This window comes from Pseudomonas sp. NFACC24-1 (genome assembly GCF_900115235.1).
Taxonomy (GTDB): domain Bacteria; phylum Pseudomonadota; class Gammaproteobacteria; order Pseudomonadales; family Pseudomonadaceae; genus Aquipseudomonas; species Aquipseudomonas fluorescens_AA.
Genome location: NZ_FOVS01000001.1, coordinates 82,848 through 109,109, shown reverse-complemented (window position 1 = coordinate 109,109; position 26,262 = coordinate 82,848). Strand labels below are relative to the sequence as shown.

Here is a 26,262-nt window from a genome sequence, read left to right as displayed (position 1 = left end):
GCGAGCGATGGCGTCGGACCAGTCGCCACGGATATTGGCCGGTCTACCGCTATCGCGAGCACGCTCGCTCCCACAGGTTTGATTTTTTAAACCTTATCGAGCTTCTTCTCATGGGCCGTCACTTGTTGGCACAGCTCGATCATCTGCTCGCGCATCCAACGGTTGGCCGGGTCTTGGTCGGTGCTTTCGTGCCAGTAGAGATGGGTCTCCACCGGGGGCACGTCGTTGACCGGGAGCAGGAAGGCGTGCAAATCATGACGTCGTGCAAAGCGCTCGGGAACGGTCATGACCATGTCGGTCTGCTGCAGCACCTGGGAGGCCATCAGGTAATGCTGGGAACGCAGGGCGATCTTGCGCTGGATACCCATCTTGCCGAGGGCCAGGTCGACGTAACCCAGCCCGTTGCGGCGGCTGGAAATGTGCACGTGGGTCTGGGCCAGGTAATCATCGAGGGTGATCTTTTCCTTGCCCGCCAGCGGATGGCCCTTGCGCATGGCGCACACGTAGCGATCTTCCATCAACTTGACGTGGCGCACCTGTGGGTCGGTATTGAGCGGCGCGTCCACGGCGAAGTCGAGCCGGCCGGCGGCCAGTTCCTTGGTGGTTTCACGACGCTTGGACAGGAAACTCTCGATCGCCACGGTCGGCGCCAGGCGGCGCAGGCGCTGGAACAGCAGCGGCAGGATCACGCCTTCGGTGAGGTCGGTCATGCTGATGCGGTAGGTCTTGACGGCCTGCAGCGGGTTGAAGATCCGGCTTTCCTGCACCGATACCCGCAGCAGCGACAAGGCATTGCGTACCGGGCCGATGATGTTCTGGGCCATGGGCGTCGGCACCATCCCTTGGGCGGTACGCACGAAGAGCGGGTCGTTGAAGGTCTCGCGCAGACGCGCCAGGGCATTGGACACGGCTGGCTGAGTGATGCCGACGATCTGCCCGGCACGGGTCAGGTTGGCTTCGGTGTAGATCGCATCGAAGACAATGAAAAGGTTGAGGTCGACCTTGCTCAGATTCATGGCGCTGCACTCTTGTTCTTGGGCTTGTTGTGAGGTGCCGGGTGGCGATGCGAATCAGTGAAACATATATCGGTGATGAATGTTAATACACGCCGAGAATAGGTTAGGTAAATTTTCGTAGCTGAACTAGCATCGATTTCATGACCTAAAACAACCTCTGCCAAGAAGGTGCTGCTCATGGATTTTGCCTATTCCCCCAAGGTTCAGGAACTGCGTGAACGCGTCACGGCGTTCATGGATGCCTATGTCTACCCGGCCGAAGCCGTGTTCGAACGACAAGTGGCCGAGGGCGACCGCTGGCAACCCACGGCCATCATGGAAGAGCTCAAGGCCAAGGCCAAGGCAGAAGGCCTGTGGAACCTGTTTCTGCCGGAGTCCGAGTTGGGCGCCGGCCTGACCAATCTGGAATATGCGCCGTTGGCAGAGATCATGGGGCGCTCGCTGCTGGGGCCGGAGCCGTTCAACTGCTCGGCACCGGACACCGGCAACATGGAAGTGCTGGTGCGCTACGCCAACGAAGAACAAAAGCAACGCTGGCTCGAGCCGCTGCTGCGCGGCGAGATTCGTTCGGCCTTTGCCATGACCGAGCCGGATGTGGCCTCTTCGGACGCCACCAACATGGCTGCCCGCGCCGAGCGTGACGGCGACCAGTGGGTGATCAACGGCAAGAAATGGTGGACCTCGGGGGCCTGCGACCCGCGCTGCAAGATCCTGATCTTCATGGGTCTGAGCAACCCCGATGCGCCGCGCCATGCCCAGCACTCGATGATCCTGGTCCCGGTGGACACCCCCGGGGTCAAGATCGTCCGGCCGTTGCCGGTGTTTGGCTACGATGATGCGCCTCACGGGCATGCCGAAGTGCTGTTCGATAACGTGCGGGTGCCGTACGAAAACGTCCTTCTGGGCGAAGGCCGTGGTTTTGAAATAGCCCAGGGTCGACTCGGCCCAGGCCGGATTCACCACTGCATGCGCTCCATCGGCATGGCCGAACGCGCCTTGGAATTGATGTGCAAACGTGCCGTCAGCCGCACCGCTTTCGGCCAGCCGTTGGCGCGCCTGGGCGGTAACATCGATAAGATCGCCGACTCGCGGATGGAGATCGACATGGCGCGCCTGCTGACGTTGAAGGCGGCGTACATGATGGACACGGTGGGCAATAAGGTGGCGAAAAGTGAAATCGCCCAGATCAAGGTCGTCGCGCCGAACGTGGCCTTGAAGGTTATCGATCGGGCGATCCAGATCCACGGTGGCGCCGGGGTTTCCAACGATTTCCCGCTGGCCTACATGTACGCCATGCAGCGCACCCTGCGCCTGGCCGACGGCCCGGATGAAGTCCACCGCGCCGCCATCGGCAAGTTCGAGATCGGCAAGTACGTGCCCAAGGAGCTGTTGCGTAGCGGCCGCTGAAGGCCTGTTTCACCCTGGCAACGCCATCGCGCTCACCACAAATCCCCTGTGGGAGTGAGCCTGCCCGCGATGGCGTTGGCACATCCAACACTCATGCAAGCTGAACCGCCGCCATCGCGAGCAAGCTCGCTCCCACAGTGGGTTTGCGGTGCGACGTCTATCTCGGGCGAACCCACACTCCCTGTGGGAGCGAGCTTGCTCGCGATGGCGGCCTCCAGGACAGTGAGCCTTCTTACTCCTTGACGCTCATGTACTCCTCGGCCCAGCGGATGTAGTCCTCAGGCTGGGTGTAGGTGTGGGTCAGTTCGGTGGCGCTGAGGTCCGACGCCTGGGTGAAGATCTGCCGCTGTTCGCGAAGGCTGTCGTAGGTGGCCTTGATCGCGGCGAAGTAGGCGCCGTGGCCGTCGATGGTCACGCGGACGCCCAAGTCGGCCAGGCGCTTGTCGTCGCGCAGCAGTGGATTGCCGTAGGTGACAAGCATCAACGGCACCGTCAGGTTTTCACTGATTTTTTCCAGATGATCGAAGTCTTGCACGCCCACCATGCAAATCCCGTCGGCCCCGGCACGCTCATATTGCTGGGTCCGGCTGATGATTTCCTGGACCGGCAAGATCCCGGCGTTGGTCCGGGCGATGATCGCCATTTCCGGATCGACGCGTGCTTCCAGCGCTGCCCGAATCTTGCCGACGCCCTCGGCGACACCGATCAGGTCGGTGGATTTACGCCCGAACTGGGCCGGCAGCAAGGTGTCTTCGATGGTCAGCGCCGCGACGCCGGCCCGTTCCAGTTCAATGATGGTGCGCATCACGTTCAGGGCATTGCCGTAGCCATGATCGGCGTCGGCAATGACCGGCAGCTGGGCCACGCGACCGATACGGGTGGCCTGTTCGGCAAACTCGCTGAGGGTGATCAGGGCGAAGTCCGGCGCGCCCAATACTTGCAACGACGCGACCGAGCCTCCCAGGATGCCTACTTCAAAACCCAGGTCGGCGGCGATGCGCGCCGACATCGGGTCAAACACCGAGGCGGTGTGGTAGCAGGTCTGGGAAGCCAGCAGCTGACGAAAGTTGCGACGCAAATCTTGATGGGAAAGCCTGGACATATGAGTTCCACCAATGGAATGGAAAGGCTTGAACAAAAGTGTCAACGCCGAAAGATCCAAAGGCTATCACGTGGCAAGCGTAAAGATGATGACGAATGTGTATGGGCGATGCGTTCGCTGCATGGGAAAAGGCCGCAACCGGTGAGTCTGCGGCCAGCGAAAGCGTCCTTGGTGTGTCGCTCAGTCTGAGGTTGGCACGCTCCACAGTTGCTTGATCTCGTGGATGTTTGCAACGTTGAAGCGAGTGGGGAACCCGGGGATGGTGCATTGGATTTCGTTGATCAACTGCGTTGCGGTGTCGATCACCTGAGTGCTGGCTCGCAACAAGGGCGTTTCCTCCCAGTCTTGCATCAGGTCATTCATGTTTTTCTCCTTCTTTTAAATACCGGACAACGAAATGACTATCCGGTGTTGAGCAATGACAATGTGTCGGTGAATAGCGCGATTTCTTGCGTCGCTACACCCGGGTGAAGCGGTCGGTAGTCCTTATCGAAACACCAGGCTTCATCAAGTTTGAGCCAATGTTGCGGATGAACGAGCAGGCTCAATGAGGCCGACATTGACATTGGCGGGATCTGTCTATGGATTTCTTTGAGTGCGGGCATGTACAGCACTTCGCCGGGTGCAAGTTTTAGTCGTCGCTCTTTACCCAGGCGCGGTTTCTTATTCTTTTGCAGCGGTAGGTCGTCGAGTATCTCGCGGGTGATCGTGGTATAGCCGTCACCGCTGTAGCCGACGGCATAAATCTCGAAGTCGTGACTGTGGTTCAGGTGATAGATGAACGTTTCTTTTTCATCAGGCGTTCTTGCCGGTGCCCAGAAGTTCAAGCGAAGACTAAAAGAGTCATTGCGGTACAGGACAAACCCATAGGCGTTATAGAGGCTGCTGCGTGTATCAAAGCCGTCTCGTTGGATCGTGGTATACAGATGATCGCTCAACAAAGTGCGGTTTTTGGCCAACTGTTGCAAGTCTTCGATAATTCGGGATTTATCTCGCCGCAGGTCATGGGTTTTCAATCGCTCGACAAAGGCTTGCAGTTTCATGCCGCCTGCTCGAACGGTTGGAGCAAGTTGTCCAGGCGCGAATTACGGTGTTTTTTCAGCAGCGTAATGTAGCTCAAGGCGTCCTGGGGATTGGCCCGATAGAGCACCTGGAAGGCTTTCCACGCCACGGCCGGGTGATAGTGGTAGACCAGCTCCCCGGCGACGCGGCGGCGTTCGGGGTCTTGAACCGTTTCGAGCAGTTCCAGGCTCACCAGGTAGCGGGCGGCGCTGTCGTCATGGGGTAGCCAGGCGACCTTGCGTAACGAGGCACGATCGAATACTCCGATGTCTGCACTCCTGTCTGGCAGATTGATCCTTCCTACCAGCCCGGTGTTCGTTTGCGCTGGGCGGCAGTAGTCAAAGAGTGTCCGGCTGCCGTCGATCACCAGCGGGTTGTTTTTATCTATGTGTACGCTGTCGGCCTTTTCAAGCCGATGCCCCTTGAGGGTATATCGCTGTACGTCGAATGGTCGATCAACGGCGAACAGAATACTTCGGCCGGGTATTGAATACAGTTGCGAAGAGACATCGACGGATGTCAGTGGCTTGATGCTGATATTGCCAATGTTCGTGCAATGTAACGTGATGGTGGCGGTGTGCAGGTTAGTAATATTCATGATGGCTGCACGTCGAGAACGGGCATCGGTAAATGTTGGCTGGTTGTTCAGCTCGGCAATTAATTGATTGATTTGCGCGGTCATGTCCAAAGTTTTTATTTGTTCTGCAATCTCGTCAGGCGGCCGGTGTGTGGAAATCAGAGTCTTGATCATGAGCGGGTTCGTTACAGTAGGGCGATGGGCACAAGTATGGTTTTGGGAGGGGGTGGAGGCAATTATGGAATTGTCGGGAAGTATTGCCGATGAACAATACTTGAGTTGTTAAAGACTCGTTAACGCTGCGCTTTTGGTTGGACGATAAGATCGGCCGCCGGGGCGGCGGTGATCGGATATCGGTGTACGAGGCACGAGAGAGGCTATGCCGCCACTGCCTGCTGCCCCTGCCTGAGCAACGCCACGGCGCGTACCGTATCACCCGGTTGCACTTGCAGGCGTTTGGCGGTGAGGCGATCGACGAGCAGGCTGTTGCCATGCAGGCGTGCGCGGGCGCTGGTTACGCGGCAGTTTTCCAGGCGCCGGTTGTGAATCAGCCAGACCGGTGCCTGTTCGTCCGGAGTGCCAATGGCCAGGGTCAGCGTCTGGCTGTCGCGTACGCTGCGGATTTTCGACACCGTTGCTTCGATCACCGGGCCACCGTCGAAAATGTCGATGTAGCCCCTATGGCTGAAACCTTCGGCACTGAGGATCTTCAGGGCCGGTTCGGTGTTCGGGTGAGCCTTGCCGATTACCGCCTGGGCCTGTTCGGTGAGCAGGCAGGTGTACAGCGGCTGGCGCGGCATCAGCTCGGCGATGAACGACTTGTTGCCCATCCCGGACAACTGGTCGGCGTAACTGAAATCCTTCTGGAAAAAATGCCGTCCCAGGCTGTCCCAGAACGGCGAACAGCCTTGTTCGTCGGCATGGCCCCGCAGCTCGGCAATGAGTTTTTCGCCGAACAGCTGGGAAAACTCGGCCACGAACAGCAGACGCGCCAGGGACAGCAGGCGTCCGTTGTGCCCGTGGCGTTGCTCGGGGTGCAGGAACAATGAGCAGACTTCCGATTGCCCGGACATCTCGTTATTGAGAAACAGCGTCGGGATCTGCCGCTGGATTCCCAACTCCGGCGCCGAACTGACCGTGACCCCGACCCGATAGTTGTACCAGGGCTCACGCAGCCCCACCGCCCCGGTCAGGGCGCTGATGCCCACCACCTGCCGGTCATCGTCTTCGAGCACGAACAGGTAGTCGGCGTCGGCACGTTCGACTTGGCCGGCGAAGGTCCGCTGGGCCCAGCGAACGCGGTGGGCCAGACGCTCTTCGTTGGCCGGCAGGCTGGTAAACCCCGGGCCCGCGCAACGGGCCAGGTCCAGCAAGGCAGGCAGATCGGTGATGGCCACCGGACGGACAATCATGATGCAGCTCCTTCATCGTGTCGGTCCAAACGTCGGTGCAGGCCATGGGATCGAGTGAGGTTCATAGGGCAATCACCCGGATCCGCGCGCCATCCTGGATGTCCAGGGCCGTCAGCATGGCGGGCGACAGGGCCACCGGGCCGTCGGCGCCGACGTCCAGATCGGCGACGATGGCCCGGTAGTTGCCAAGGTGCTCGTTGCTCACCAGGTACAGGCCCCGTGCGTCAATTTGCGGGCTTTGCCTGGCCGTAGCGGTGCGACTTTGTGCGATGGAACGGATATTGGCGATACGGGCATGCAAGGTTGGCCCGCCGTCGAAGATATCGACGTAGCTGTTGGTCTCGAAACCTTCGCGCTCGAGGATGTCGAAGGCTTCCTGGCCGTCGGGATGCACCCGGCCGATGCAGGCCTGGGCTGCGGGCGGCAGCATGGGCACGTAGATCGGGTACTGCGGCATCAGCTCGGCGAGAAAGGTCCGGCTTTGCAAGCCACACAGCCGTTCGGCTTCGACGTAGGGCAGGTCGAAGAAGTGCTGGCCGATGGCGTCCCAGAAGGGCGACTGGCCGTCCTCGCTGCTGAAACCGACGATTTCGGTGATGACCGATTCGGCAAAACGCTGGGGGTGGGCGGCGATGAACATCAGCCGGGCCCGGGACAGCAGTTCTGATTCCGGCGTGCGCACCCGTTCGGCGTCGATGTGGAAGCCACGCAGCAGTGTTTGCCCGTTGAGGTCCTGGCACAGTGACAACGCGGGTACGCCGTGCTGGATGTTCAACTCCCGGGATTCGCTGGAAAACGGCCGGTTGCGCAGGCTGTAGAACGGCTCGTTGCAGCCGGTGCTGGAGAGGATTTCCGAACAACCGACCAGGCGCCCGGATTCCAGGTCCTGCAAGACGAAAAAGTAATTCTCTGCCCCTGGCCCTTGCACATCGGCTGCGAACGAGGCGCACGAGTCGAGGATTTTTTCCTCCAACCGCCGGGTATCGTCCGGCAGCGACGTGACGCCCACCAGGCTGTCACGGGCCAGTCGTTGCAGTTGCGGCAGATCGGCTAATTGAACTGGACGTAATGCCAGCATGGATTGCACTCCTGTTCCCAGAGAGCCCGGTGACTGGCACCGGGCTTGACGATCACTGTCGATGTCCACGCGTTACAACCTGGCTGGTCGAACCCTGCGACCGCCGCTTCTCATTGACCCGCCGGATCGGCCAGGGCGGTACGACCGCCGAATTTGTTGAGCAGGCACAGATAGACCACTCCCGCGGCGATCCAGATCAGGCCGAGTTTCTGCGCTGCCACACCCATGTTGTACATGATGGCCGCGACGATCACGAAGCCGACCAGCGGGCAGATCAAGTGACGAATCAATTGGCCGGACCGCTGGCGGCGCCAGTAATGGTTGATGACCGTGATGTGCAGCAACATGAAGCCGCTCAGGGCGCCGAAGTTGACCAGGGAGGTCAGGGTGTCCACGGCGTTGATGAACAGGTAGCAGATCAGCAGCGACAGCACCGCCACCAGGTAGATGCTCATGTAGGGGGTGTTGTGTTTCGGATGGACCTTGGCCAGCACCTTGGGCAACTGGCCGTCCCGGGCCATGCCGAACAACAGGCGCGACACCGCTGCCTGGGAGGTGATCGCTACTGCTACGCCCCAAGCCAGGGCGGTGGCCACCGCGGTCAAGGTGGCCAGCCAACTGCCGGCCGCCAATTCGGCGATTTCATAGAAGGCGGTATCGGCGGACTTGAAGCCCATGCCGGCTGCCAGATCGGTGGCGATCCAGGTCTGCACCACGAAAATCGCCCCCATCACCAGCAAGGTCACCAAGGCAGCCTTGCCGACGCTGCGGCCCGGGTCGCCCTTGATTTCTTCGGCCAGGGTGGAAATGGCGTCGAAGCCCAGGAACGACAGGACCGCGATGGACACGGCTTGCATCAGCAGGGCGAAGTTGAAGTGTTCCGGGCTGTACAGTGGTGCCAGGGTCAGTTGGCCGTGACCGGCCCCGCCGTGCAGGGCATTCCAGGCGTAGAACAGGAAAATCCCCAGCACCACCAGCTGTGCCAGCAGGAAAATGATGTTCATCCGTGCGGTGAACGTGATGCCCCGCAGGTTGACGAAGGTCGCGCTCACCAGGAATGCCAGGATGAAACCGACCTTGGGAATGTCCGGGTACAAATGGTTCAGCGCCATGGCGGCGTAGACATAGAGCAGCGGCGGGATCAGCAGGTAGTCCAGCAGCATCAGCCAGCCAGCGATGAACCCGACGTGTGGGTTAAGGCCTCGTTGCGCGTAGGAATAGACCGAGCCTGCCACCGGAAAGGCCCGGGCCATACTGCCGTAGCTCAAGGCGGTAAACAGCATTGCCACCATGCCGATGATGTAGGCCAGGGGCACCATTCCCGGAGCCTCGGCGTTGACGTAGCCATACACGCCGAACGGTGCGATGGGGATCATGAAAATCATCCCGTATACCACCAGGTCTGTCAGCGACAGGCCGCGTTTCAATTCCTGCTTGTAGCCAAATGCCTCGATGCTCATGAGCCGTTTTCCTTTTCAGCTGTGTGGGTTGCACTTGCTTGCTGTCTGTCGCTGGTCACTTGCCGCTGCTGCTACAGCAGGGGCGCCAGGTAGGCGCTCCAGGTCCGTACCCCCTCGGGGCTGCGCAACTGGTCGTTACGCACTTCGATCAGCACCGAATCCAGGCCGCGACCATCGCCGTGCACCGGGACCGTCATGTCGGTCAGGGGGTTGATCTTGTAGGGTTGGTTGCCCGCTGCCCGCAGCGAATGCCGGCTCAGTCCGTCGACGATGCGCTGGGCGTATTCCTTGGCTTCGCCGAACAGCACGCCGGCTTCCAGGGCGCGTGGCTGGCCATAGAACACCGGGGTGAAACTGTGGATGCCCACCACGCGTACCGGCCGGTTGGCGGCCAGGCGCCGGTCGATCAGCGCCCGCAAGCGATCATGAAAGGGATGGAACAGGCACTGCTGGCGATATTCGCGCGTGGCCTCGTCCAGGTCGTGGTTGCCCGGAACCTGGTAGATCTCGCTCTGGGGCGGAATGCTGTCCGGCACGTGCAGCGGGCGGTTGAGGTCGATCAACAGCCGTGAGTAGTTGGCCGACAGCAAGGTCGCACCGAGGGTTTCGGACAGGCGTTCGGCCAGCAGCAGCGCGCCGATGTCCCAGGCGATGTGCTCCTGGGACGCGGTTTCATCCAGGCCCAGGTCATTCAGCGCCACGGGAATGAAACGGCTGGCGTGTTCGCACACCAGCAGCACCGGGTGGTCGGATTCCTCCCGGGTCAGTCGATAGGCTGGCCTGGTGTAGAGGCCCGATTCAGCACACTCAATAGATTCGTGCATAGTGCTCGCAACGCTCGGCAGGTGAGAGCGCCTGGGTCAAGGCCTGCTCCTGGGCCTTCAAGGCGAAATAGGTTTCGACCAGCGGGCCGGGCAGGGTCTCGAGCAGCGCCCCGCTGTGGCGCAGGCAGTCCAGTGCCTGGGCCAGGGTTGTCGGCAGGGCGATAATGCCACGGGCGCGACGTTGTGTTTCGTCCAGCTCATCGGGTATTTCATCGGTGACAGCCTGCAGTTCTCGCCGTTGCTGGATGCCCAGTCGCCCGGCAATCAACAGCGCGGCCATCGCCAGGTGCGGTGAGGCGGTGGCGTCCATGGCGCGAAACTCCAGGTTGTACTGGTTCGCCAGCGGCTTGCCACCCAGGCTCACCGTCGGGCAGATGCGTAGCGCCGCTTCGCGGTTGCGCTGTCCCAGGCACGCATAGGATGCGCTCCAATGATGAGGTTGCAGGCGCTCGTAGGACAACGGCGTCGGCGCGGTCAGCGCGCACAGCGCCGGCAGATAATGCAGCACACCCGCGGCCCAATGCTGGCCGAGGCTGGACAAGCCATTGCTGCTGGCGGCGTCATGCAGCACCGGGTCTGCGCTCAGGTCTTGCAGGCTCAGATGCAGATGCACGCCGTTGCACACGGCATTTTCCGAGGTCTTGGGGGCAAAACTCACGTCCAGGCCCATCTGCCGGGCGATCTCGCGGGTGATTTCCCGTACGTTCACCGCCCGATCGGCAGCGGCCACGCCCAGGGTCGGGCGGCAGGTGATCTCGTATTGCTGCTTGCCGTATTCCGGCAGGAACATTTCCGGCTCGACGCCGCCGGCCCGCAGGGCACTGAGCAGCCACCCGGCGAACCCGGCCTGCTGGCGCTGGGCCTGGAGGCTGAAGGCCAGGCGATCAGGCTGCGCAGGCGTGGCAGCCAGGTTGAATTCATGCTCGAACGCGGCGAAAACCTGCAGGCCCAGTTCGCTGCGATAACGCTCCACTTCGTCCTGCAGCAGCGTGCGCGGGCAGGCGCTCCAGGGCCGGCCATCGGTCTCCCGGATATCGCAATGGATGAAGTCCAGGGCAGGCGCCTGGGCGTCGGGGCCATTGTTGACGGTCACCCGGCTGGACAGGTCCGGTACCAGTCGCAGGTCGCCATAGGCGCCCCAAGGGTTGGTCGAGGCGATGACATCCTGGGGCGTCAACGCGCTGTTGGCCGGCACCCAGCCGCAACCGGCCGTGATGTAGTGGGGCAACTCATCGCTCGGAAACGAGCGCCCGCGGGTCACGCCGATCAGGTCGGTGGTCACCAGGGTCGTGACCGGCAGCGGTGCGAGGAGGGCAGCGTCATCAAGACGGCTCATGGCTGCATCTCCTGCAAACGAGCGAGTACGGTGTCGGTGTCGGTGATCCAGCAATAGCCCTTGATCGCGTTCAGGCACGCCAGGTGCCGTTGTTCGGTGTGGGTCGCACAGGCGTCTTCCACCAGCGTGACCAGGTAGCCGCGGTCGGCGGCGTCACGCACGGCCATGTCGACGCACTGGTCGGTGACGATCCCGGCGACGATCAGGTGCCGGGTCTGCAGGTTGCGCAGCACGTAATCGATGTTGGTGGAGTTGAACACCCCGGAGGAGGTCTTGGGCAGCACGATTTCGTTTTCCTGCGGCGTCAGCTCGGCAATGATCTGCGCCTCGGGGCTGCCCTTGGGCAGGTGCATGTCCGACAGCTTGTGATCCAGGGAGCGGTCGCGGCCATCGGCGGTGAGGCTTTCGATGTGGGTGTGCAACACGTTGTGCTGCGCCGCGCGCATCGCCTCGAGCAAGCGCTGCTGGTTGGGAATGACCTGCTGGCGGGCCCGCTGGAGGAAATACTCGGCCTCGGGGCTGTGCAGGTGGGCATCGAATTGCGGTTCCAGCCAGGCGCGTTGCATGTCTACCAACAGCAGGGCCGTGTGCTGGCGGGTGAACGGCAAATCCCGGGGCGAGTGGTGGGGGAGCGAGAACATCCTTACTTTTCCTCCAGCAGGTGCGTGTTGAATTCCGTGCGCAGGGCGTCGATGCCTTCCAGGCGTTCGGCCAGCTCGGGGCATTGCAGGGTCAGGCAGGCGATCAGGGCCTCGACCTGGGCCAGCGCCGGCACCAGGCTGTCGAAGGCCGACGCCGATTCCACCGGGGCGCTGATGATCAGGTCGGCCAGCTCGCGCAACGGCGAAGCATAGACGTCGCTGAACAGGACGACCCGGGCGTGCCGCGCCTTGGCCGCGCTGGCCACGCGCAGGGCCTGGGCCTGGTAGCGGCGGTAATCGAAAATCAGCACCACGTCCTGGCGCTGCACGTCGAACAGGCGGTCAGGCAGTTGGGCATTGTCTTCCAGGGCAAAGCAGCCGGCGCGCAGCAATCGCAAATGGTTGAGCAGGTAATGGGCCAGGAAGCTGCTGAAGCGCCCGCCGAAGCAATGCACTTGGTGGCGGCTGTCGAGCAACCACTGCACGAGAATGCGCACGTCTTCGGGTTGGGTCAGGGCCTGGGTGTCGACGAGGTTGCGTTGGCTGGCGGCCAGGTACTGGCTCCAGGTATCGCCTTGCTGCAATTTGGCCCGCGGTTGCAGCAGCGTGCGAGGGGAGCGCAGGCGATGGTCCATGTCACTGAGCAGCGCATCCTGGAATTCGGCATAACCGCCAAACCCGAGTTTTTTCACCAGCCGTACGATGGTCGGGTCGCTGACGCCGGCATGGTCTGCCAGGCGTGACATCGGACCGAGGCCGTTGCGTGGGTAGTGATCGAGCAGGGCACGTACGACCTTGCGTTCCGACGGCGTCAACACCAGGCCGGGATCGGTGATCAGGTCTCTGAGGGGCGGCATCCGTGCTCCTTGCCTGGATGAATGTTGAATTTATTTCATAATTCCTGAAAACAGTATTTATGTAGCTGGTGCTACATGTCCAGTGGTTTTTACGTTCCGTTTAAAATGCTCCAAAGTTGTGCGAAAACCCTGTAGGAGTTGGTTGCGGCCAAGTGGAATGAGTATGTCAGCCGTTGCATCTTGGACATGTAGGACATAACGCCTTTTTGTCTCACTTATTTGATTTCGTATAAGGTGCTGTACAACTAAACCCGTGAATATCCCGTCCATGCGACCCGTTCGATTACCCGAGAACCCAGTGTGCAAGCCATTCGCCTGACGTTGATCTGCCATGCCCGCACCGTTGCCCAGAAACAGGCGCGCTTCAGTGTGGACGAAGCGCTGGACGCCGAGTGGCTGAGGCGACGTGGGCAGGTCGAGCCTGGCTACCGAAACGTCCGGCAACTGCTGTGCGGGCCGGAACTGCGCACTCGCCAGACGGCCGCGTTGTTCGGCGACGAGTTCCAGGTGGACCCGGCCCTGGCCGATTGCGATCTGGGACGCTGGCGCGGATTGTCCATCGATGAATTGCTCAAGGTGGAGCCGCAGGCCCTGCAAACCTGGTTCGACGATGCCGAGGCGGCCCCCCATGGCGGTGAATCCGTCGCCCGGTTGTGTCGCCGGGTCGGGGATTGGCTGGCCAGCCTGGAAACCCGACCGGGGCATCTGCTGGCCGTCACCCACCCCTTCGTGATCCGCGCAGCCTTGATGAACGTCTTGGGCTGCCCGACCGCCACCTTCAATCGAATCGACATTGAACCGTTGTCCACCCTGGAGTTGCGTTTCAACGGCGTATGGCGATTGCGCACTCAGGAACCTGGCCAGGAGTCGCCGCGATGAAAATGCTGTCAGTCATTGGCATTGGGGCCGGCGATCCGGATCACCTGACGATGCAGGCTGTGAAAGCCTTGAACCGTTTGGACGTGGTCTTCCTCATGGACAAGGGCCCGGCCAAGGACAAACTGTTGGACCTGCGGCGCGAAATCTGTCGACGCTACATCGTTGATCGCCCCTACCGTTTCGTCGAAACCTACAGCCCGGAACGCCAACGCGGCGACCTGGACTACAAGGACAGCGTCGAAGCGCTGAACCGTGCGAAACAGGCCACCTTCGAACGCTTGATCGATGAAGAACTGTCCGATGGGCAGCGGGGCGGTTTTCTGGTGTGGGGCGATCCGGCGTTGTACGACAGTACCGTGCGCATCCTGCAGGCTATTCTCGACGAGGGCCGTTGCGCCTTCGAGTTCGAGGTGATCCCGGGTATCACCAGTGTCCAGGCCCTGGCCGCCCGGCACAAAGTGCCGTTGAACAGCATTGGTGGTTCGCTGGAAATCACCACCGGACGTCGCTTGGCGGCAGGGCAGGTGGGGGACGCGGCGAGTGTGGTGGTGATGCTCGATGCCGAGGATGCCTATCGCCAGGTGAGCGATCCCGATACGCAGATTTACTGGGGCGCCTATGTGGGGACGCCGGATGAAATCCTGATCGCCGGCCGGCTGGGGGACGTGGCCGATGACATCGAACGCACCCGCAAGGCCGCGCGCACAGCCAATGGGTGGATCATGGATACGTATTTGTTGCGTAAGCCTCAATGACGCTTGCGTATCAACCTGTGGCGAGGGGATTTATCCCCGCTGGGGCGCGAAGCGGCCCTAATAAGCTTGGCAAAAATTGGCCTGAAAAACTGAAGGGGCCGCTTCGCAGCCCAGCGGGGATAAATCCCCTCGCCACAGCAGCCCTATTGTTTGGCACTTGATTTCACCCCCTTCCAAACCGCTCCCGATACACCGACGGCGCCAACCCCACGACGCTGCGAAACGCCACGCGAAAGCTCTCCACCGAGCGGTAGCCACACAGTTGCGCGATGTTGTCGGTGTTGTCGCCGGTGCTTTCCAGAAGTTCGCGAGCCCGGGCCAGGCGTTCGTGTTGCAGCCAGGCCTTGGGCGACACGCCGCAGGCCTGGGTGAAGTGGCGCAGGAAAGTACGTTCGCTCATGGCCGCCTGGCTGGCCAGTTCGCGCACACCAAGGGGTTCGTGCAGGCGCTCGCGGGCCCATTGCATGACGCTCGACAGGTCGCTGCGTGGCGTACGGCTGACCGGCGAGGGAATGAACTGCGCCTGGCCGCCCGTACGTTGTGGTGACATGACCAACCGGCGCGCCACGGTGTTGGCGACCTGGACGCCATAATCCCGTGCCACCAGGTGCAGGCAGGCATCGATGCCGGCGGCGCTGCCCGCCGAGGTAATGACCTGTCCTGAGTCCACATACAGCACATCGGGGTCGACCCGGACGGCGGGAAAGCTCTCGGCCAGTTCGTCGGTGTAGCGCCAGTGAGTCGTGGCGCCCAGGCCATCGAGCAGCCCGGCGGCGGCCAGTACGAAGGCTCCGGAGCAGATCGACAGCAGGCGCGCGCCACGGGCGTGGGCCCGGCGTAGTGCAGCGAGCAACGCCTCGGACGGTGGCTCGCTGCGGCTGCGCCAGCCTGGCACGACAATGGTCCGGGCGGTTTCGAGCAGTTCCATGCCGCCATCGGCCAATACCTGGAAGCCACCCATGGCGCGCATCGGCCCGTCATCGACCGCGACGATCCGATGCTCGTACCAGGGGAAATCGAATTCCGGCCGCTCCAATCCGAAGATCTCGACGGCAACGCCGAATTCAAAGGTGCATAGGCCGTCGTAGGCGAGGATCGCGACCAGACCTGGGAGAGGCTGCATTTGTCGGAAAATTCCCACAGAGTGTCTTGTACGCCACTGTAGCCGCAAGCATCGGGGGGATAAAGTCTCTTCACGCCTTTATCTACCCTTGGAGTACACCCCCATGACCAGCCTGGTTCGCGAAGTGCCTGCCGCCCCTTCCGATATCGCCCTACAGCATTTCAGCCGTCGTCTGTCATTCGAAACGGATTGTTCCGACGTTCACGCCAGCCAACAGGCCGGCAATGTCGACTTTGTGCTGGTGGATGTACGCGGACCGCTGGCTTACGAACGCGGCCACGTCCCCAGGGCGATCAACCTGCCAAGCCGGACGCTCACTGCCGAGGCTTTGGCTGTCTACCCCAAGACCACTCTGTTCGTGGTGTATTGCGCCGGTCCGCATTGCAATGGCGCGAACAAGGCGGCGGTGCGTCTGGCGACCTTGGGGTATCCGGTGAAGGAGATGATTGGCGGGGTTATGGGGTGGCTCGATGAAGGCTTTCGCCTGACCGGCTCGGTGGAGCGTGTGGCGGATCAGGCTATTCGTTGTGACTGCTGACTTGGTTTTTATAGTTTGTGTGTATATCCGTTGCTGCGGTAACGGCTACTTAGGGTTCCGCCCTTACGGCGGGTCACTTTTGGAAGAGCCGGGAGCCGGACCAGCCAAAAGTAACCAAAAGCGCTTTGCCCCACCACTCGGCACCTCGCTTAGGCTCGGTGTGCCCTCACTCCGGCATTGCTCCGTGGGCCCGCCGCGAAGGGCCATCCATGGCCCAGCGCGGCTATCCCGGCATCCATGCCGGGATGCCCACTCCACAATGCCTGCGTTCGGCCATCGTGGTTAACGGGGCGCCCCAGATCAAAATCAAACGCGAGGCGGCCTTATAGCCGGCCTGGTTCTGGGGGAACGTGTTTCCCCTGTGGGGAGCTTGCTCGCGAAGGCGATGTCGCTGTCGATGAGGATATTGAGCAAGCTCGCTTTTCAGGGAAGCTTTATTGCCCTTCGAGTCCGCGCTGTTCAATCACCCCAAAAACATCCGCCACATCCTGGACCATGATCCGAGCGATGTTGGTGATGGTGTTGATGTCGGTCTCGGCTGAATCGCGCAGGGTAGTACAGGCCATGAGCGTCAGGTAGTCGAGGGTGGCGTGCAGGCGTTCGCTGACGCAGGCGTGGAGTTCGGGCTGCGGGGCGGAGCGGTCGATGAACAGGATGGGTTGGGTGGTGGCGATGGGGGTTAGCGGGGTAAAGCGGTTAGATGATTGATTTGTCGTCATAAGGTTGGGCTCTATCAAGGAAAATGAATTGCCACCTTGTTTGCTGCGAATCAAACGGGTTGCAGTTACGCGCGGGTTCGCAGACCGAGGAAGAGACCAAACCCGGCAGACCCGAAGGTCTCCCACGCGCAACCGCCATAAAATGAACGCGGGCAAGTTTGCCTGAGTTTTCATTCGACGGTGCAAAGTCTCATCCGTTGTTAGGGCTGCGAAACCCTCCCCACTGACCAAAGCCAGCAGGTGAGCCGAACTATAGAAGGGGATTTTTGAGGCAACAACCGACCTGTAGGACGCCCACAAACCCCGTGGCGAGGGAGCTTGCTCCCGCTCGGTGGCGCAGCCGCCGTAAACCCTGGGCATGGGGTTGGTCTGACGAAAATAGGGGGCTGCTTCGCAGCCCAACGGGGATAAATCCCCTCGCCACAAAGGGGGGGATTCCTACGAGATTTTCAGAAGGCCAGGGGGAGCAATTGATTTCAGAAACGGAACGCGGAGCGTCAAAAACTTGTGGGAGTGAGCTTGCTCGCGATGACGTAGGCACAGCCAACATCACCGCAAGCTGGCCCTCCGCTTTCGCGAGCAAGTTCGCTCCCACAGTTGGATCGGAGTACGACAAAAGAGACAGATCGGCTATAAGGTCGCCTCGCTTTGGCCTTTTACCTGGGCAGAGCGTTTTTGGTTACTTTCGCCTGGGCCGGCATTCCGGCTTTTCGAAAGTGACCCGCCGTCAGGGCGGAACCCTGAGTAGCCGTTACCGCAGCAACGGATATACACAAACCAAGCTATTTTTATAACTAATTGTCGCCTCCACACAATTCCCCTCCTGGGCACCCCTCTAGACTCCCGCCCACTTCGGTTCCTCGCTGACCGAACGCTGCCTACGAATCTGCCAATAATGACCCATAAAACCCCTGCACACTCAGGAGCGAAAATGAAGAAGCTAGCCATGTTCGGTGCCCTGGCACTGTCCGTGTTGTCCCTGTCGGCCGTGGCCGAAGACGCCAAGCCGATCCGCCTCGGGATCGAAGCCGGATACCCGCCTTTTTCGATGAAAACCCCCGACGGCAAGCTGGCCGGCTTCGATGTCGATATCGGCGACGCGCTGTGTGAACAGATGAAGGTCAAGTGCGTCTGGGTCGAGCAGGAGTTCGATGGCCTGATCCCAGCGCTGAAAGTGAAGAAAATCGACGCGATCCTGTCGTCCATGACCATCACTGACGATCGCAAGAAAAACGTCGATTTCACCATCAAGTACTACCACACCCCAGCGCGCTTCGTGATGAAGGAAGGCTCCAACATCAAGGACCCGCTGACTGAACTCAAGGGCAAGAAAGTCGGTGTGCTGCGCGCCAGCACCCATGACCGTTTCGCTACCGAAGTGCTGGTGCCCGCCGGTATCGACCTGGTGCGCTACGGCTCCCAGCAGGAAGCCAACCTGGACATGGTCGCCGGCCGCCTCGACGCCATGCTGGCCGACTCGGTGAACCTCGACGAAGGTTTCCTTAAAACCGACGCCGGCAAAGGTTTCGCCTTCGTCGGCCCGACCTATGAAGATGCGAAATACTTCGGCGGCGGTGCCGGCATTGCGGTGCGCAAGGGTGATAAGGCCCTGGCCGATCAATTCAACGCAGCCATCACCGAAATCCGCGCCAACGGCACGTACAAGAAAGTGCAGGACAAATACTTCGCCTTTGACGTCTACGGGCATTAATCGGTAGGAGCTGTCGAGCGAAGCGAGGCTGCGATCTTTCCTCTGCCAGTTGAGTCCAGAGCGAAAGATCAAAAGATCGCAGCCTCGCTTCGCTCGACAGCTCCTACACAGCTCCTACACCTGGTCATTCGGAGATTTCATGCAACGCATCGACCATACCCTGCCATGGAGCCACCTGGGCACCGAGCGCCGGCTCAGTGTGTTTCGCTACGGCCATGGGCCGCGCAAGGCCTACATCCAGGCCAGCCTGCACGCCGATGAGCTGCCGGGCATGCGCACCGCCTGGGAACTCAAGCAGCGGCTCAACGACCTTGAGGCCCAGGGCTTGCTCAAGGGTGTGATCGAACTGGTGCCGGTGGCCAACCCCATCGGCCTGGATCAACACCTGCAAAGCGCCCACATGGGGCGTTTCGAACTGGGCAGTGGCAAGAATTTCAACCGTTCCTTCGTGGAACTCAGTGCACCGGTGGCGCAACGCATCGGTGATCGCCTGGGGGACGATCCGGCCGCCAATATCACCTTGATCCGCCAGACCATGGCCGAGGTCCTCGATGACTTGCCGCCACCCCCTTCGCAACTCGAAGCGCTGCATCGCCTGCTGCTGCGCCATGCCTGCGACGCCGACATCACCTTGGATCTGCATTGCGACTTCGAGGCAGCGATCCATTTGTATGCCTTGCCACAGCAATGGCCGCAGTGGCGTTCTTTGGCCGCACGCTTGAAAGCCGGTGTGGCGTTGCTGTGCGAGGATTCGGGCGGCAGTTCGTTCGATGAATCCTGCTCCTCGCCCTGGTTGCGCCTGGCCAAGGCCTTTCCTGCGGCGGCGATCCCACCGGCGAACCTGGCGACGACGCTGGAGTTGGGCAGCATGGGCGATACCCGGGTGGAGCAGGCCCAGGCCAATTGTGAAGCCATCCTCGGGTTTCTCGCCGAGCAAGGTTTCATCGCTGGGGACTGGCCGCCCGCACCCAGCGAGTGCTGCGAAGGTTTTCCGTTCGAAGGCACGCAATACCTGTTCGCGCCGCACCATGGCGTGGTGAGTTTCCTGCGGGAGGCTGGCGAATGGGTGGAGCAGGGCGATCCGCTGTTCGAAGTGGTCGACCCCCTGAATGATCGGGTCACCACCGTGCGGGCCGGCACCAGTGGTGTGCTGTTTGCCCTGGACCGTGGACGCTACACGCAGCCAGGAATCTGGCAGGCAAAAGTCGCTGGGCGTGAACCGATTCGTACGGGGAAATTGATCAACGACTGATAACTGCTGTCTACCTCACCGCACGCGCCTTGCCGTGCGGCTATCGAAACGATGGAGGAAGATCGATGTTCAAAGCGCTCGCCCTGTTCCTGTTGCTGGTCTCGTCCGGGTTGCAGGCCCAACCTTCGTTGCACACGGACTTGCCGCTCAACTACCTGGCCCAAGTCGATGAGCAGGCTCGGAACCGACCGCTGGTGATCTTCCTGCACGGTTCCGGCAGTAACGAGCAGGACCTGTTCGCACTCAAGGACGAGTTGCCGCGCGATTACAACTACCTCTCGGTGCGGGCGCCGAAGAGCATGGAGCAGGATCGTTACCAGTGGTTCGCCAAAAAGGGCGAGGGCGCCTACGACGGTGACACCTCCGACCTGAAGGCCAGTGGCCAGATGCTGCTGGAGTTCATCGACAAGGCCCGGGCCAAGTATTCGACCGACGCGAGCAAGGTCTACCTGGTGGGGTTCAGCCAGGGCGCGATGATGAGCTACGAAGTGGCCCTGCGACACCCCGAAGCCGTCGGCGGCATCGCCGCGATGGGCGGGAGGGTTCTGTCGGCGCTGCGGGCGGAACTGACCCCCGACGAGTCACGACGGACACTGGCGGTGTTCATCGGCCATGGCACGGCCGACCCGATCATTCCCTATCACGACGGCACTGAGGCCAACACCTTCCTCAAGACCCTGGCACTGGAGCCCGAATTCCATGCCTACCCCGGCGTCGGCCACAGCATCAGTGCCCTGGAGGTGCAGGACCTGAGGGCCTGGCTGGAGCGGCTCAATCCTTGACCAAAATAGAACCCTGTGGGAGCTGAGCTTGCTCGCGATGGCGATGGATCAGCTTGCCTCAAGGTTGGGCGTGCCGATGCCATCGCGAGTAAGCTCGGCTCCCACATGTTCTGGGGGCTTATTGACCGCTGGCGATCTGTTTGACCAAGGCTTCATGACCGGTATTGTCGCTGGCTCGGGAAATGATCTGCACGACTGCCATGCGCGTGCCGGAGGCACCCAGCAGGGTGGTGTCGAGGGTCGGTCCGCCGCCCTGGGTCGCGCGGGTGTCGAGCTGGCGCAGGCCCAGGCCGGTGCCTTTTTGCTTCATGCTTTTTTCGCTGAGGATCTTGGCGTCCGGCAGGGACTTGAGGCGCTGGGCGGCGAAGTCGGCCATGGTGGTGTCGAGGAACGCGCCATCGTCATCCTTCACATTCGCACCGTCGATGATGATGTTTTCCGCTGCGATCACCACGGTCTTGCTGGTGGCATTGCTGTACATCGTCCCCGTCGCCCCGGCGGTGCCCTGGGCGGCTTCACCGGCGGGCAATGGCGTCGCCGTAAAACCCTTGGGCAAGGTGAAGGTGAACTTGCCGCCCAGCATCGACACCTTCTGCGCCGGTGCATCGCTGGCAGGTTTGGCCGGGGCCGCCAGGGCGGATACCACGACCAGGCTGGCGAAGGCCCCCAGCAACAGGGCGGCGGCTTGTTTAGTCAGCAATGACATTGAAAATCTCCACGGATGGTCGCGCTTGAAGGCCGATCATCCCATGGGCGTCGTACCGGACTCCAGCAAGAGACCGTCATTTTGACGATGCCGCCTGCACCAGCAGGCGGCGGGTCACCAGCAACATGGCCATCGACACCGCGACGCCCAAGGCAAAGGCCGGCATGCCCAGCACCGGCAGCGCGAGAGCCAGGGTCAGGCAGAAAGCGGCGAAACAATACATGCCGGTGGCCGTCGCCCGCAGCAGTGCGGCGGTGAAGGCCGGCCCGCGGGTTTGTTGGGAGAACACCGCCATCACACTGCCCAGCACCGGGAACACCGCGAGCAGCCCGCTCCAGCGTTCGCCCACGGTGCTGGCCAGCAGTGTCACTGCCAGGGTCAATAGCGCGCCGGCGATCATGCGCAGCAGCAGTCTGTCGGATTTGGCCGCCGGCCCGCTCATCACCGGCCGGACCGTCGGGAACAGATACGGCGCCCCCAGCAGCGCGACCAGGGCGATCAGGCTCGACAACGGCAGCGACGCCGGTAGCCAGGACAGGATCAACGCCACCAAGGCCCAGACGCCTAGCGCGATGCCCAACGCCCAGGGCCAGGCACGACGCTGGGCAACTTGGGCGTACACCACGCAGAAAGCGATCATTGCAAACATGGCCGCCAGTGCCGCGGTCGCCGACTGCGCGGCGAACACCTCGCCTTGCTCCAGGGCCAGGAACAACAGAATCGGCCCCACCACCACTGGCAACCCCGAGAGCCAGCCGGCCACGCTCGGCCCCCAACGCCTGCCCGCCCGGGAAATCAGCAGCAGGAACGCGGGAATCACCAGCAATTTGAGCAGCAGCACGCGGTCATCCTTGTCGGAGGTGGGCCGTCACGTTAGCACCGCCTTGCCCAGGTCATCCACCGACAGCCGACGCGCCATCAATGCCGCGTCGCCGATATTCAATCCGGCCCGGCCCTGAAGCGCCGAGCCAATGCCTCGCGCTCGAAGTGCTCGGTGATGAAGTCGATAAAGGCCCGGGTCTTGGCCGGCATCAGCGTGCGACTGGGGTAGTAGAGGGAAATCACCCCCAGATCGACGTACCAATCCGGTAACAGCCGCACCAGTTCGCCACGTTCCAGCCAGGGCAGGGCGTCGGGCACCACCAGCAGGGTCACGCCCAGGCCGAGCAAGGCGGCCTCTCGCATGGCGACCGGATCATTGAAGATCATGGATTCGGCCAGTTGCACGGCGCATTCGCACCCGGCGGCGTTGCGCAACACGGTCTGGCGTACCCGGCCGGTGCGGCTGGCCCGCAGCACAATGTTGTCCAGGCCGGCGAGGTCCTCGGGTTGCCGGGGCAGGGCGCGTTCGGCCAGGTAGGCGGGGCTGGCGACGGCAATCAGGTGAGCGGGCGCCAGGGTGCGCGATACCACCCCGGGCGTCAGTGCGAAGCCGCCTCCGATGGCCGCGTCGAAACCTTCGGCGATCAGGTCCACCGGGCGGTTTTCGAAATGCCAGTCCGGACGGATCAGCGGATACCGAGCCAGCCATTGCGGCATCAACGGCAGTATCTGGCCGATACCGAAACTTGGCGAGAGGCTGACGCGCAAGACGCCGGCCGGTTCGCCGCGCTCCGTGGTCACCGCACCAATGGCCGCCTGCAGGGCGTGCAGGTTGCCGCCGATGCTGGCCAGGAAATGCTCCCCCGTTTCGGTCAGGGACAGCTTGCGGGTCGAGCGCTGGAACAGCCGCACCCCCAGGTTGCGCTCCAGCATCGCCACGTTGCGGCTCACGGCAGCGGGCGTCAGGGCGAGTAGTCTCGCGGCCGCCGAGAAACTGCCGGTTTCGGCGCTGCGGACAAAGCATTCGAGATTGGCGAGGCTTTCCATGTTAGTCGACCTGATAGTAATGCTTGAAAATGATTCGCCATATTACCGGCTAATAAATGGGTAATGGCAAGACCATCATGTACCTCAACGGCGGACATCACCGCCAGGCTTACTCAACCTTGAGGACACAAGACATGAGCGACATCGACACCATCGGCATCATTGGCGCCGGCGCCATCGGCAGTGCTTTCGCCCGCGCCCTGGCCCGCCAGAACATCAACGTAGTGATTGCCAACAGCCGTGGCCCGCAAAGCCTGGCCGAACTTGTGGCTGACCTCGGTCCAAGCGTGCGCGCCGGAACCGTGGAAGAGGCGGCCGCCCAGCCGATGGTGCTGGTGGCGGTCAACTGGTCGAAGTTGCCCCAGGCGCTGGGCGGTCTGCCGGATTTTGCCGGGCGCATCGTGATCGACGCCAACAACGCGATCGAAGTGCCCGGGTTCAAGGCCGTGGATCTCCAGGGCCGGGCTTCGACCGAGGTGTTCAGCGAGTGGGTGCCGGGCGCACGGGTGGTCAAGGCCTTCAATCATCTGCTGGCGAGCCTGCTGGAGGCAGACCCGACGTCCGAAGGCGGCAAGCGGGTGCTGTTCCTGACCGGTGACGACGGGCAGGCACGGAGTGAAGTCGCGCAGTTGATCGAGCGCCTGGGCTTTTTCGGCGTGGACCTGGGCCCCTTGAGTGTCGGCGCACGCTTGACCCAGTTCCCGGGTGGCCCGCTGCCGGTGCTGAACCTGGTCAAGTTCGACTGAGGTCGCGCCGTGTTCAGCGATCCCAGTAGGGCACTTCGCCAAAACACTCGAGGAAGAAATCGATGACCGTGCGGACCTTCACCGACAGGCGTCGACTGCCCGGCCAGAGGATGGCGATCTGTTGCGGTTCGAGGCTGTTGGACGCCTGGTAATCCTGCAGAACCGGGACCAGCGTGCCATGACGCACGGCTTCGCCGATCAGCCACGATGGGAACATCACCAGCCCCAGGCCTTGTTCGGCGGCCTGGGTCAGGGTGTCGGCGTGGTTGCCGGTGATCGGGCCGCTGACGCTGTAGGGTGTCCAGGCCTGGCCCGGGCGGCGGAAGAACCAGCGCTGCTGACCGGTCACGCCCTTGTAGGCCAGGCACCGGTGGTGAGCCAGGTCCTGGGGCTTGAGTGGCGCGCCGTGGCGGGCCAGGTAGGTCGGGCTGGCGGCGATCTGGAAGCGATGGGGCGCGAGGATGCGCGCCTGCATGCTCGAATCGTGCAACGGGCCGATGCGAAACAGCAGGTCGGCGCCTTCCTGCAGTGGGTCGACGTAGCTGTCGGTCTGCTGGATCTCCAGTTGCAGCTTCGGATAACGCTCGCATAGCTGCCCCAGCCACGGTGTCAGGTGGCGCTGGCCAAACACCACCGGCGCATTGATCCGCACCAGTCCGGACGGCTCACTGTGTTGCTCCTGCAGCGCCTGTTCGGCTTCCTCCAGTTGCACCAGCAGCAGCCGTGCATGATGCCCCAACAGGCGACCGGCTTCGGTGGGGGAGACAGCGCGGGTGTGGCGATAGAGCAACTGTTGGTTCAGGGCCTGTTCCATCAACTGGATCTGCCGGGAAATCGAAGACGGCGCCAGGCCTTCGCGCCGTGCGACTTCCGAAAAACTGCCGTGATCGAGCACGGCGACGAACAATCGCAATGCCTTGAAACCCAGTTCATTGAGGCCGTGCATGGGGCGGGCGTTCCTGTGCGTATTACGCAAAAGTGTTGTCGGGATGCTCGCATTTATTGCACAGCGACACCAGCCGATAATGCCGGCCATCTTTCAAGTGGACAGGTTCTGATCATGCAAACATCTTCACTCAGCGAGGCCGTGCCGGTATCGACGCCCGCCAGACCCCGGACATTGCTGCGCTGGCTATTGCTGCCCCTGGTGATCCTGGCCGGCATGGGCTTGTCGGTGGAAGCCGGCCTGCTCGGGCCGCTTGGGGCCCAGGTCGGGCATCTGTGGGCCACGCTGAGCATCTTCGGCGTCGGTTCGGCGATTCTTTTCCTGCTGTTGTTGCTCAGTGGCCGGCAGCAAGGCCCAGCCTTGCATGAGTTGCCACGCTGGCAATTGATCGGCGGTTTCCTCGGTCCGATCTATGTGGTCGTGCTGACACTCGCCACGCCCCACATCGGCATCGCCATGACCATGATCGCGATTCTCTCCGGCCAGGTGGGCAAAAGCGTCCTGATCGATCATTTCGGCTGGTTCGGCACGGCCCGCAAGCGGGTCAATGGCGAACGCTGGCTGGCGTTGGCCTTGATTGTCGTCGCCCTTGTCCTGATTGCCCGAGGTTGAACATGAACCTGTTTGTTTTGTTGCTGCTGGTCGTCGCGGCCGGTGCGGTGTTGAGTGTGCAGGCGGCCATCAACGGGCGTCTGGGCCAGACGGTCGGTGTGTTGCGCAGCAGCTTGCTGACGTTCACGGTCGGCACGGTGACCACCGGCCTGCTGATCGTGTTTTTCGAACCGGCCCACGGGTTGACGCTGTTGGACATGCCGAAATGGCAACTCAGCGGGGCCTTGTTCGGTGTCGTGTACATGATGGTGATGGTGGGCGCGGTGCCCAGGGTCGGCACTGCCGTGGCCACCGTGGCGGTCATCGTCGGGCAACTGGGCATGGGCATGCTGATCGACAACTTCGGTTGGCTGGGCAACCCGGCCATCGAATTGTCCGGCAGTCGAGTGCTCGCCATGGCCTGCCTGGCGTTGGCGCTGGTGTTCATGTATCGCAGCAATGCCCGTCAGGCCTGAACGGTTCAGTCGGGTTCCACGTTGAGTTGCAGGCTGCCATCGGCCAGGCGTTCAGTGCTGCGCACGATGCCGCTCAGGCGCCGGCCCTCGGCGCTGAACACCACGATCTCGGCCTTGTCCAGGTCGTCCGGCATCGGCGGTTGAACGTGCAGCGCGAACCACACCGGCTTGTCCTCGTCGAGGCGCTGGACGTTGTATTGGCAGTCGATACTTTTGGTCTGGCGGCCGAACAGGGTGTCGAGACCATAGTCCAGGTGAGTGCTGTCGGCGGCGGAGGGTGTGAGAGGCATCGGCGGTCTCCTGGGGGCGCACGGTTGATGTTCAAATGATCCTGCCCGGGAGGGAAAATTCCATTGGCTGTGCCGTTGGGAACAGCCTGATCTCCGTCACTCAACAA

Annotated in this window: 29 protein-coding genes; 10 read left to right on the top strand and 19 right to left on the bottom strand. The window is 61.9% G+C overall.

What is annotated here, in order from left to right; all coding sequences use genetic code 11:
* Positions 1-86: 86 nt before the first annotated feature.
* The gene (locus BM317_RS00495; RefSeq protein ID WP_060738293.1) at positions 87-1,016 is read right to left on the bottom strand and encodes a LysR family transcriptional regulator; all 930 of its coding nucleotides are present in this window, start codon (positions 1,014-1,016) and stop codon (positions 87-89) included.
* Positions 1,017-1,193: 177 nt separating this feature from the next.
* Between BM317_RS00495 and BM317_RS00490 the strand changes: the two genes are divergently transcribed.
* The gene (locus BM317_RS00490) at positions 1,194-2,423 is read left to right on the top strand and encodes an acyl-CoA dehydrogenase (protein ID WP_092175058.1); all 1,230 of its coding nucleotides are present in this window, start codon (positions 1,194-1,196) and stop codon (positions 2,421-2,423) included.
* 232 nt (positions 2,424-2,655) lie between these two features.
* Here the strand turns inward: BM317_RS00490 and BM317_RS00485 are convergent, their stop codons facing one another.
* The 11 genes from BM317_RS00485 to BM317_RS00435 form a co-directional block, all read right to left on the bottom strand.
* Positions 2,656-3,525, bottom strand: coding sequence for an isocitrate lyase/PEP mutase family protein (locus BM317_RS00485; protein ID WP_092175054.1), 870 nt, complete (start codon positions 3,523-3,525; stop codon positions 2,656-2,658).
* Positions 3,526-3,705: 180 nt separating this feature from the next.
* Complete coding sequence (locus BM317_RS00480) at positions 3,706-3,888, bottom strand: hypothetical protein (protein ID WP_092175051.1); 183 nt, start codon at positions 3,886-3,888, stop codon at positions 3,706-3,708.
* A 38-nt stretch (positions 3,889-3,926) separates the two neighbouring features.
* The gene (locus tag BM317_RS00475) at positions 3,927-4,568 is read right to left on the bottom strand and encodes a cupin domain-containing protein (protein ID WP_092175047.1); all 642 of its coding nucleotides are present in this window, start codon (positions 4,566-4,568) and stop codon (positions 3,927-3,929) included.
* Positions 4,565-5,338: a hypothetical protein gene (locus BM317_RS00470; RefSeq protein ID WP_256574007.1), complete on the bottom strand. Its 774-nt coding sequence runs from the start codon at positions 5,336-5,338 to the stop codon at positions 4,565-4,567. The genes BM317_RS00475 and BM317_RS00470 overlap by 4 nt, the downstream gene beginning before the upstream one ends.
* Before the next feature lie 203 nt (positions 5,339-5,541).
* Positions 5,542-6,576: an arginine N-succinyltransferase gene (astA, locus tag BM317_RS00465; protein ID WP_092175043.1), complete on the bottom strand. Its 1,035-nt coding sequence runs from the start codon at positions 6,574-6,576 to the stop codon at positions 5,542-5,544.
* Positions 6,577-6,637: 61 nt separating this feature from the next.
* Positions 6,638-7,654: an arginine N-succinyltransferase gene (locus tag BM317_RS00460; protein ID WP_092175040.1), complete on the bottom strand. Its 1,017-nt coding sequence runs from the start codon at positions 7,652-7,654 to the stop codon at positions 6,638-6,640.
* A gap of 110 nt (positions 7,655-7,764) precedes the next feature.
* Entirely contained in the window at positions 7,765-9,114 is a 1,350-nt protein-coding gene (locus BM317_RS00455) for an APC family permease (RefSeq protein ID WP_092175036.1), read from the bottom strand.
* Positions 9,115-9,185: 71 nt separating this feature from the next.
* Positions 9,186-9,938 (bottom strand): N-formylglutamate amidohydrolase, encoded by a 753-nt coding sequence (locus tag BM317_RS00450; protein ID WP_092175033.1) that lies wholly within the window; start codon positions 9,936-9,938, stop codon positions 9,186-9,188.
* Positions 9,922-11,274, bottom strand: a complete 1,353-nt coding sequence (locus tag BM317_RS00445) for a type I glutamate--ammonia ligase (RefSeq protein ID WP_092175030.1) — start codon at positions 11,272-11,274, stop codon at positions 9,922-9,924. Before BM317_RS00445 ends, BM317_RS00450 begins: the two co-directional genes overlap by 17 nt.
* The gene (locus tag BM317_RS00440; RefSeq protein WP_092472670.1) at positions 11,271-11,915 is read right to left on the bottom strand and encodes a cysteine hydrolase family protein; all 645 of its coding nucleotides are present in this window, start codon (positions 11,913-11,915) and stop codon (positions 11,271-11,273) included. The genes BM317_RS00445 and BM317_RS00440 overlap by 4 nt, the downstream gene beginning before the upstream one ends.
* 2 nt (positions 11,916-11,917) lie before the next feature.
* Entirely contained in the window at positions 11,918-12,772 is an 855-nt protein-coding gene (locus BM317_RS00435) for a MurR/RpiR family transcriptional regulator (protein WP_060738282.1), read from the bottom strand.
* A 300-nt stretch (positions 12,773-13,072) separates the two neighbouring features.
* On the opposite strand from BM317_RS00435, the gene BM317_RS00430 reads away from it, so the two are divergent.
* Both BM317_RS00430 and cobF read left to right on the top strand, forming a co-directional pair.
* Positions 13,073-13,651 (top strand): histidine phosphatase family protein, encoded by a 579-nt coding sequence (locus BM317_RS00430; RefSeq protein WP_092472668.1) that lies wholly within the window; start codon positions 13,073-13,075, stop codon positions 13,649-13,651.
* The gene (gene cobF / locus BM317_RS00425; RefSeq protein ID WP_092175016.1) at positions 13,648-14,406 is read left to right on the top strand and encodes a precorrin-6A synthase (deacetylating); all 759 of its coding nucleotides are present in this window, start codon (positions 13,648-13,650) and stop codon (positions 14,404-14,406) included. Before BM317_RS00430 ends, cobF begins: the two co-directional genes overlap by 4 nt.
* Positions 14,407-14,569: 163 nt before the next feature.
* On the opposite strand, the gene ftrA is transcribed toward cobF, so the two are convergent.
* Entirely contained in the window at positions 14,570-15,529 is a 960-nt protein-coding gene (gene ftrA / locus BM317_RS00420) for a transcriptional regulator FtrA (RefSeq protein ID WP_092175011.1), read from the bottom strand.
* A 103-nt stretch (positions 15,530-15,632) separates the two neighbouring features.
* On the opposite strand from ftrA, the gene BM317_RS00415 reads away from it, so the two are divergent.
* Complete coding sequence (locus BM317_RS00415; protein ID WP_092175007.1) at positions 15,633-16,067, top strand: rhodanese-like domain-containing protein; 435 nt, start codon at positions 15,633-15,635, stop codon at positions 16,065-16,067.
* A gap of 434 nt (positions 16,068-16,501) precedes the next feature.
* On the opposite strand, the gene BM317_RS00410 is transcribed toward BM317_RS00415, so the two are convergent.
* Complete coding sequence (locus BM317_RS00410; protein ID WP_092472666.1) at positions 16,502-16,786, bottom strand: fructose-bisphosphate aldolase; 285 nt, start codon at positions 16,784-16,786, stop codon at positions 16,502-16,504.
* Positions 16,787-17,717: 931 nt separating this feature from the next.
* On the opposite strand from BM317_RS00410, the gene BM317_RS00405 reads away from it, so the two are divergent.
* From BM317_RS00405 to BM317_RS00395, 3 genes are all read left to right on the top strand, one after another.
* Positions 17,718-18,497 (top strand): ABC transporter substrate-binding protein, encoded by a 780-nt coding sequence (locus tag BM317_RS00405; RefSeq protein ID WP_092472664.1) that lies wholly within the window; start codon positions 17,718-17,720, stop codon positions 18,495-18,497.
* Positions 18,498-18,636: 139 nt separating this feature from the next.
* A complete protein-coding gene (locus tag BM317_RS00400) occupies positions 18,637-19,749 on the top strand; it encodes a M14 family metallopeptidase (RefSeq protein ID WP_092174999.1) in 1,113 nt (370 codons plus the stop codon).
* A gap of 65 nt (positions 19,750-19,814) precedes the next feature.
* Positions 19,815-20,531 carry an alpha/beta hydrolase gene (locus BM317_RS00395; protein WP_092472662.1) on the top strand — a complete coding sequence of 239 codons (717 nt, stop codon included), beginning with the start codon at positions 19,815-19,817 and terminating at the stop codon, positions 20,529-20,531.
* A gap of 118 nt (positions 20,532-20,649) precedes the next feature.
* Here BM317_RS00395 and BM317_RS00390 read toward each other — a convergent pair whose 3' ends face one another.
* From BM317_RS00390 to BM317_RS00380, 3 genes are all read right to left on the bottom strand, one after another.
* A complete protein-coding gene (locus tag BM317_RS00390) occupies positions 20,650-21,237 on the bottom strand; it encodes a DcrB/PsbP domain-containing protein (protein WP_092472660.1) in 588 nt (195 codons plus the stop codon).
* Between the two features lie 76 nt (positions 21,238-21,313).
* On the bottom strand, positions 21,314-22,078 hold the full coding sequence (locus BM317_RS00385; RefSeq protein ID WP_092174988.1) for a hypothetical protein: 765 nt from the start codon (positions 22,076-22,078) through the stop codon (positions 21,314-21,316).
* Positions 22,079-22,176: 98 nt separating this feature from the next.
* Positions 22,177-23,106 (bottom strand): LysR family transcriptional regulator, encoded by a 930-nt coding sequence (locus tag BM317_RS00380; protein WP_092174985.1) that lies wholly within the window; start codon positions 23,104-23,106, stop codon positions 22,177-22,179.
* A gap of 143 nt (positions 23,107-23,249) precedes the next feature.
* On the opposite strand from BM317_RS00380, the gene BM317_RS00375 reads away from it, so the two are divergent.
* Positions 23,250-23,852, top strand: a complete 603-nt coding sequence (locus BM317_RS00375) for an NADPH-dependent F420 reductase (protein WP_092175066.1) — start codon at positions 23,250-23,252, stop codon at positions 23,850-23,852.
* A gap of 13 nt (positions 23,853-23,865) precedes the next feature.
* Here the strand turns inward: BM317_RS00375 and BM317_RS00370 are convergent, their stop codons facing one another.
* Complete coding sequence (locus tag BM317_RS00370; protein ID WP_092174981.1) at positions 23,866-24,798, bottom strand: LysR family transcriptional regulator; 933 nt, start codon at positions 24,796-24,798, stop codon at positions 23,866-23,868.
* Positions 24,799-24,912: 114 nt separating this feature from the next.
* On the opposite strand from BM317_RS00370, the gene BM317_RS00365 reads away from it, so the two are divergent.
* Positions 24,913-25,410: a DMT family transporter gene (locus BM317_RS00365; RefSeq protein WP_072405303.1), complete on the top strand. Its 498-nt coding sequence runs from the start codon at positions 24,913-24,915 to the stop codon at positions 25,408-25,410.
* A gap of 2 nt (positions 25,411-25,412) precedes the next feature.
* Positions 25,413-25,865, top strand: a complete 453-nt coding sequence (locus BM317_RS00360) for a DMT family transporter (protein ID WP_092174976.1) — start codon at positions 25,413-25,415, stop codon at positions 25,863-25,865.
* Between the two features lie 5 nt (positions 25,866-25,870).
* Here the strand turns inward: BM317_RS00360 and BM317_RS00355 are convergent, their stop codons facing one another.
* A complete protein-coding gene (locus tag BM317_RS00355; RefSeq protein ID WP_092174971.1) occupies positions 25,871-26,155 on the bottom strand; it encodes a hypothetical protein in 285 nt (94 codons plus the stop codon).
* Positions 26,156-26,262: the final 107 nt, after the last annotated feature.

What these genes read in the sequence shown, in the direction of transcription:
- BM317_RS00495 (WP_060738293.1), bottom strand. Translation starts at nt 1,016, where the DNA reads ATGAATCTGAGCAAGGTCGACCTCAACCTTTTCATTGTCTTCGATGCG.
- BM317_RS00490 (WP_092175058.1), top strand. Translation starts at nt 1,194, where the DNA reads ATGGATTTTGCCTATTCCCCCAAGGTTCAGGAACTGCGTGAACGCGTC.
- BM317_RS00485 (WP_092175054.1), bottom strand. Translation starts at nt 3,525, where the DNA reads ATGTCCAGGCTTTCCCATCAAGATTTGCGTCGCAACTTTCGTCAGCTG.
- BM317_RS00480 (WP_092175051.1), bottom strand. Translation starts at nt 3,888, where the DNA reads ATGAATGACCTGATGCAAGACTGGGAGGAAACGCCCTTGTTGCGAGCC.
- BM317_RS00475 (WP_092175047.1), bottom strand. Translation starts at nt 4,568, where the DNA reads ATGAAACTGCAAGCCTTTGTCGAGCGATTGAAAACCCATGACCTGCGG.
- BM317_RS00470 (WP_256574007.1), bottom strand. Translation starts at nt 5,338, where the DNA reads ATGATCAAGACTCTGATTTCCACACACCGGCCGCCTGACGAGATTGCA.
- astA (WP_092175043.1), bottom strand. Translation starts at nt 6,576, where the DNA reads ATGATTGTCCGTCCGGTGGCCATCACCGATCTGCCTGCCTTGCTGGAC.
- BM317_RS00460 (WP_092175040.1), bottom strand. Translation starts at nt 7,654, where the DNA reads ATGCTGGCATTACGTCCAGTTCAATTAGCCGATCTGCCGCAACTGCAA.
- BM317_RS00455 (WP_092175036.1), bottom strand. Translation starts at nt 9,114, where the DNA reads ATGAGCATCGAGGCATTTGGCTACAAGCAGGAATTGAAACGCGGCCTG.
- BM317_RS00450 (WP_092175033.1), bottom strand. Translation starts at nt 9,938, where the DNA reads ATGCACGAATCTATTGAGTGTGCTGAATCGGGCCTCTACACCAGGCCA.
- BM317_RS00445 (WP_092175030.1), bottom strand. Translation starts at nt 11,274, where the DNA reads ATGAGCCGTCTTGATGACGCTGCCCTCCTCGCACCGCTGCCGGTCACG.
- BM317_RS00440 (WP_092472670.1), bottom strand. Translation starts at nt 11,915, where the DNA reads ATGTTCTCGCTCCCCCACCACTCGCCCCGGGATTTGCCGTTCACCCGC.
- BM317_RS00435 (WP_060738282.1), bottom strand. Translation starts at nt 12,772, where the DNA reads ATGCCGCCCCTCAGAGACCTGATCACCGATCCCGGCCTGGTGTTGACG.
- cobF (WP_092175016.1), top strand. Translation starts at nt 13,648, where the DNA reads ATGAAAATGCTGTCAGTCATTGGCATTGGGGCCGGCGATCCGGATCAC.
- ftrA (WP_092175011.1), bottom strand. Translation starts at nt 15,529, where the DNA reads ATGCAGCCTCTCCCAGGTCTGGTCGCGATCCTCGCCTACGACGGCCTA.
- BM317_RS00415 (WP_092175007.1), top strand. Translation starts at nt 15,633, where the DNA reads ATGACCAGCCTGGTTCGCGAAGTGCCTGCCGCCCCTTCCGATATCGCC.
- BM317_RS00410 (WP_092472666.1), bottom strand. Translation starts at nt 16,786, where the DNA reads ATGACGACAAATCAATCATCTAACCGCTTTACCCCGCTAACCCCCATC.
- BM317_RS00405 (WP_092472664.1), top strand. Translation starts at nt 17,718, where the DNA reads ATGAAGAAGCTAGCCATGTTCGGTGCCCTGGCACTGTCCGTGTTGTCC.
- BM317_RS00400 (WP_092174999.1), top strand. Translation starts at nt 18,637, where the DNA reads ATGCAACGCATCGACCATACCCTGCCATGGAGCCACCTGGGCACCGAG.
- BM317_RS00395 (WP_092472662.1), top strand. Translation starts at nt 19,815, where the DNA reads ATGTTCAAAGCGCTCGCCCTGTTCCTGTTGCTGGTCTCGTCCGGGTTG.
- BM317_RS00390 (WP_092472660.1), bottom strand. Translation starts at nt 21,237, where the DNA reads ATGTCATTGCTGACTAAACAAGCCGCCGCCCTGTTGCTGGGGGCCTTC.
- BM317_RS00380 (WP_092174985.1), bottom strand. Translation starts at nt 23,106, where the DNA reads ATGGAAAGCCTCGCCAATCTCGAATGCTTTGTCCGCAGCGCCGAAACC.
- BM317_RS00370 (WP_092174981.1), bottom strand. Translation starts at nt 24,798, where the DNA reads ATGCACGGCCTCAATGAACTGGGTTTCAAGGCATTGCGATTGTTCGTC.
- BM317_RS00365 (WP_072405303.1), top strand. Translation starts at nt 24,913, where the DNA reads ATGCAAACATCTTCACTCAGCGAGGCCGTGCCGGTATCGACGCCCGCC.
- BM317_RS00360 (WP_092174976.1), top strand. Translation starts at nt 25,413, where the DNA reads ATGAACCTGTTTGTTTTGTTGCTGCTGGTCGTCGCGGCCGGTGCGGTG.
- BM317_RS00355 (WP_092174971.1), bottom strand. Translation starts at nt 26,155, where the DNA reads ATGCCTCTCACACCCTCCGCCGCCGACAGCACTCACCTGGACTATGGT.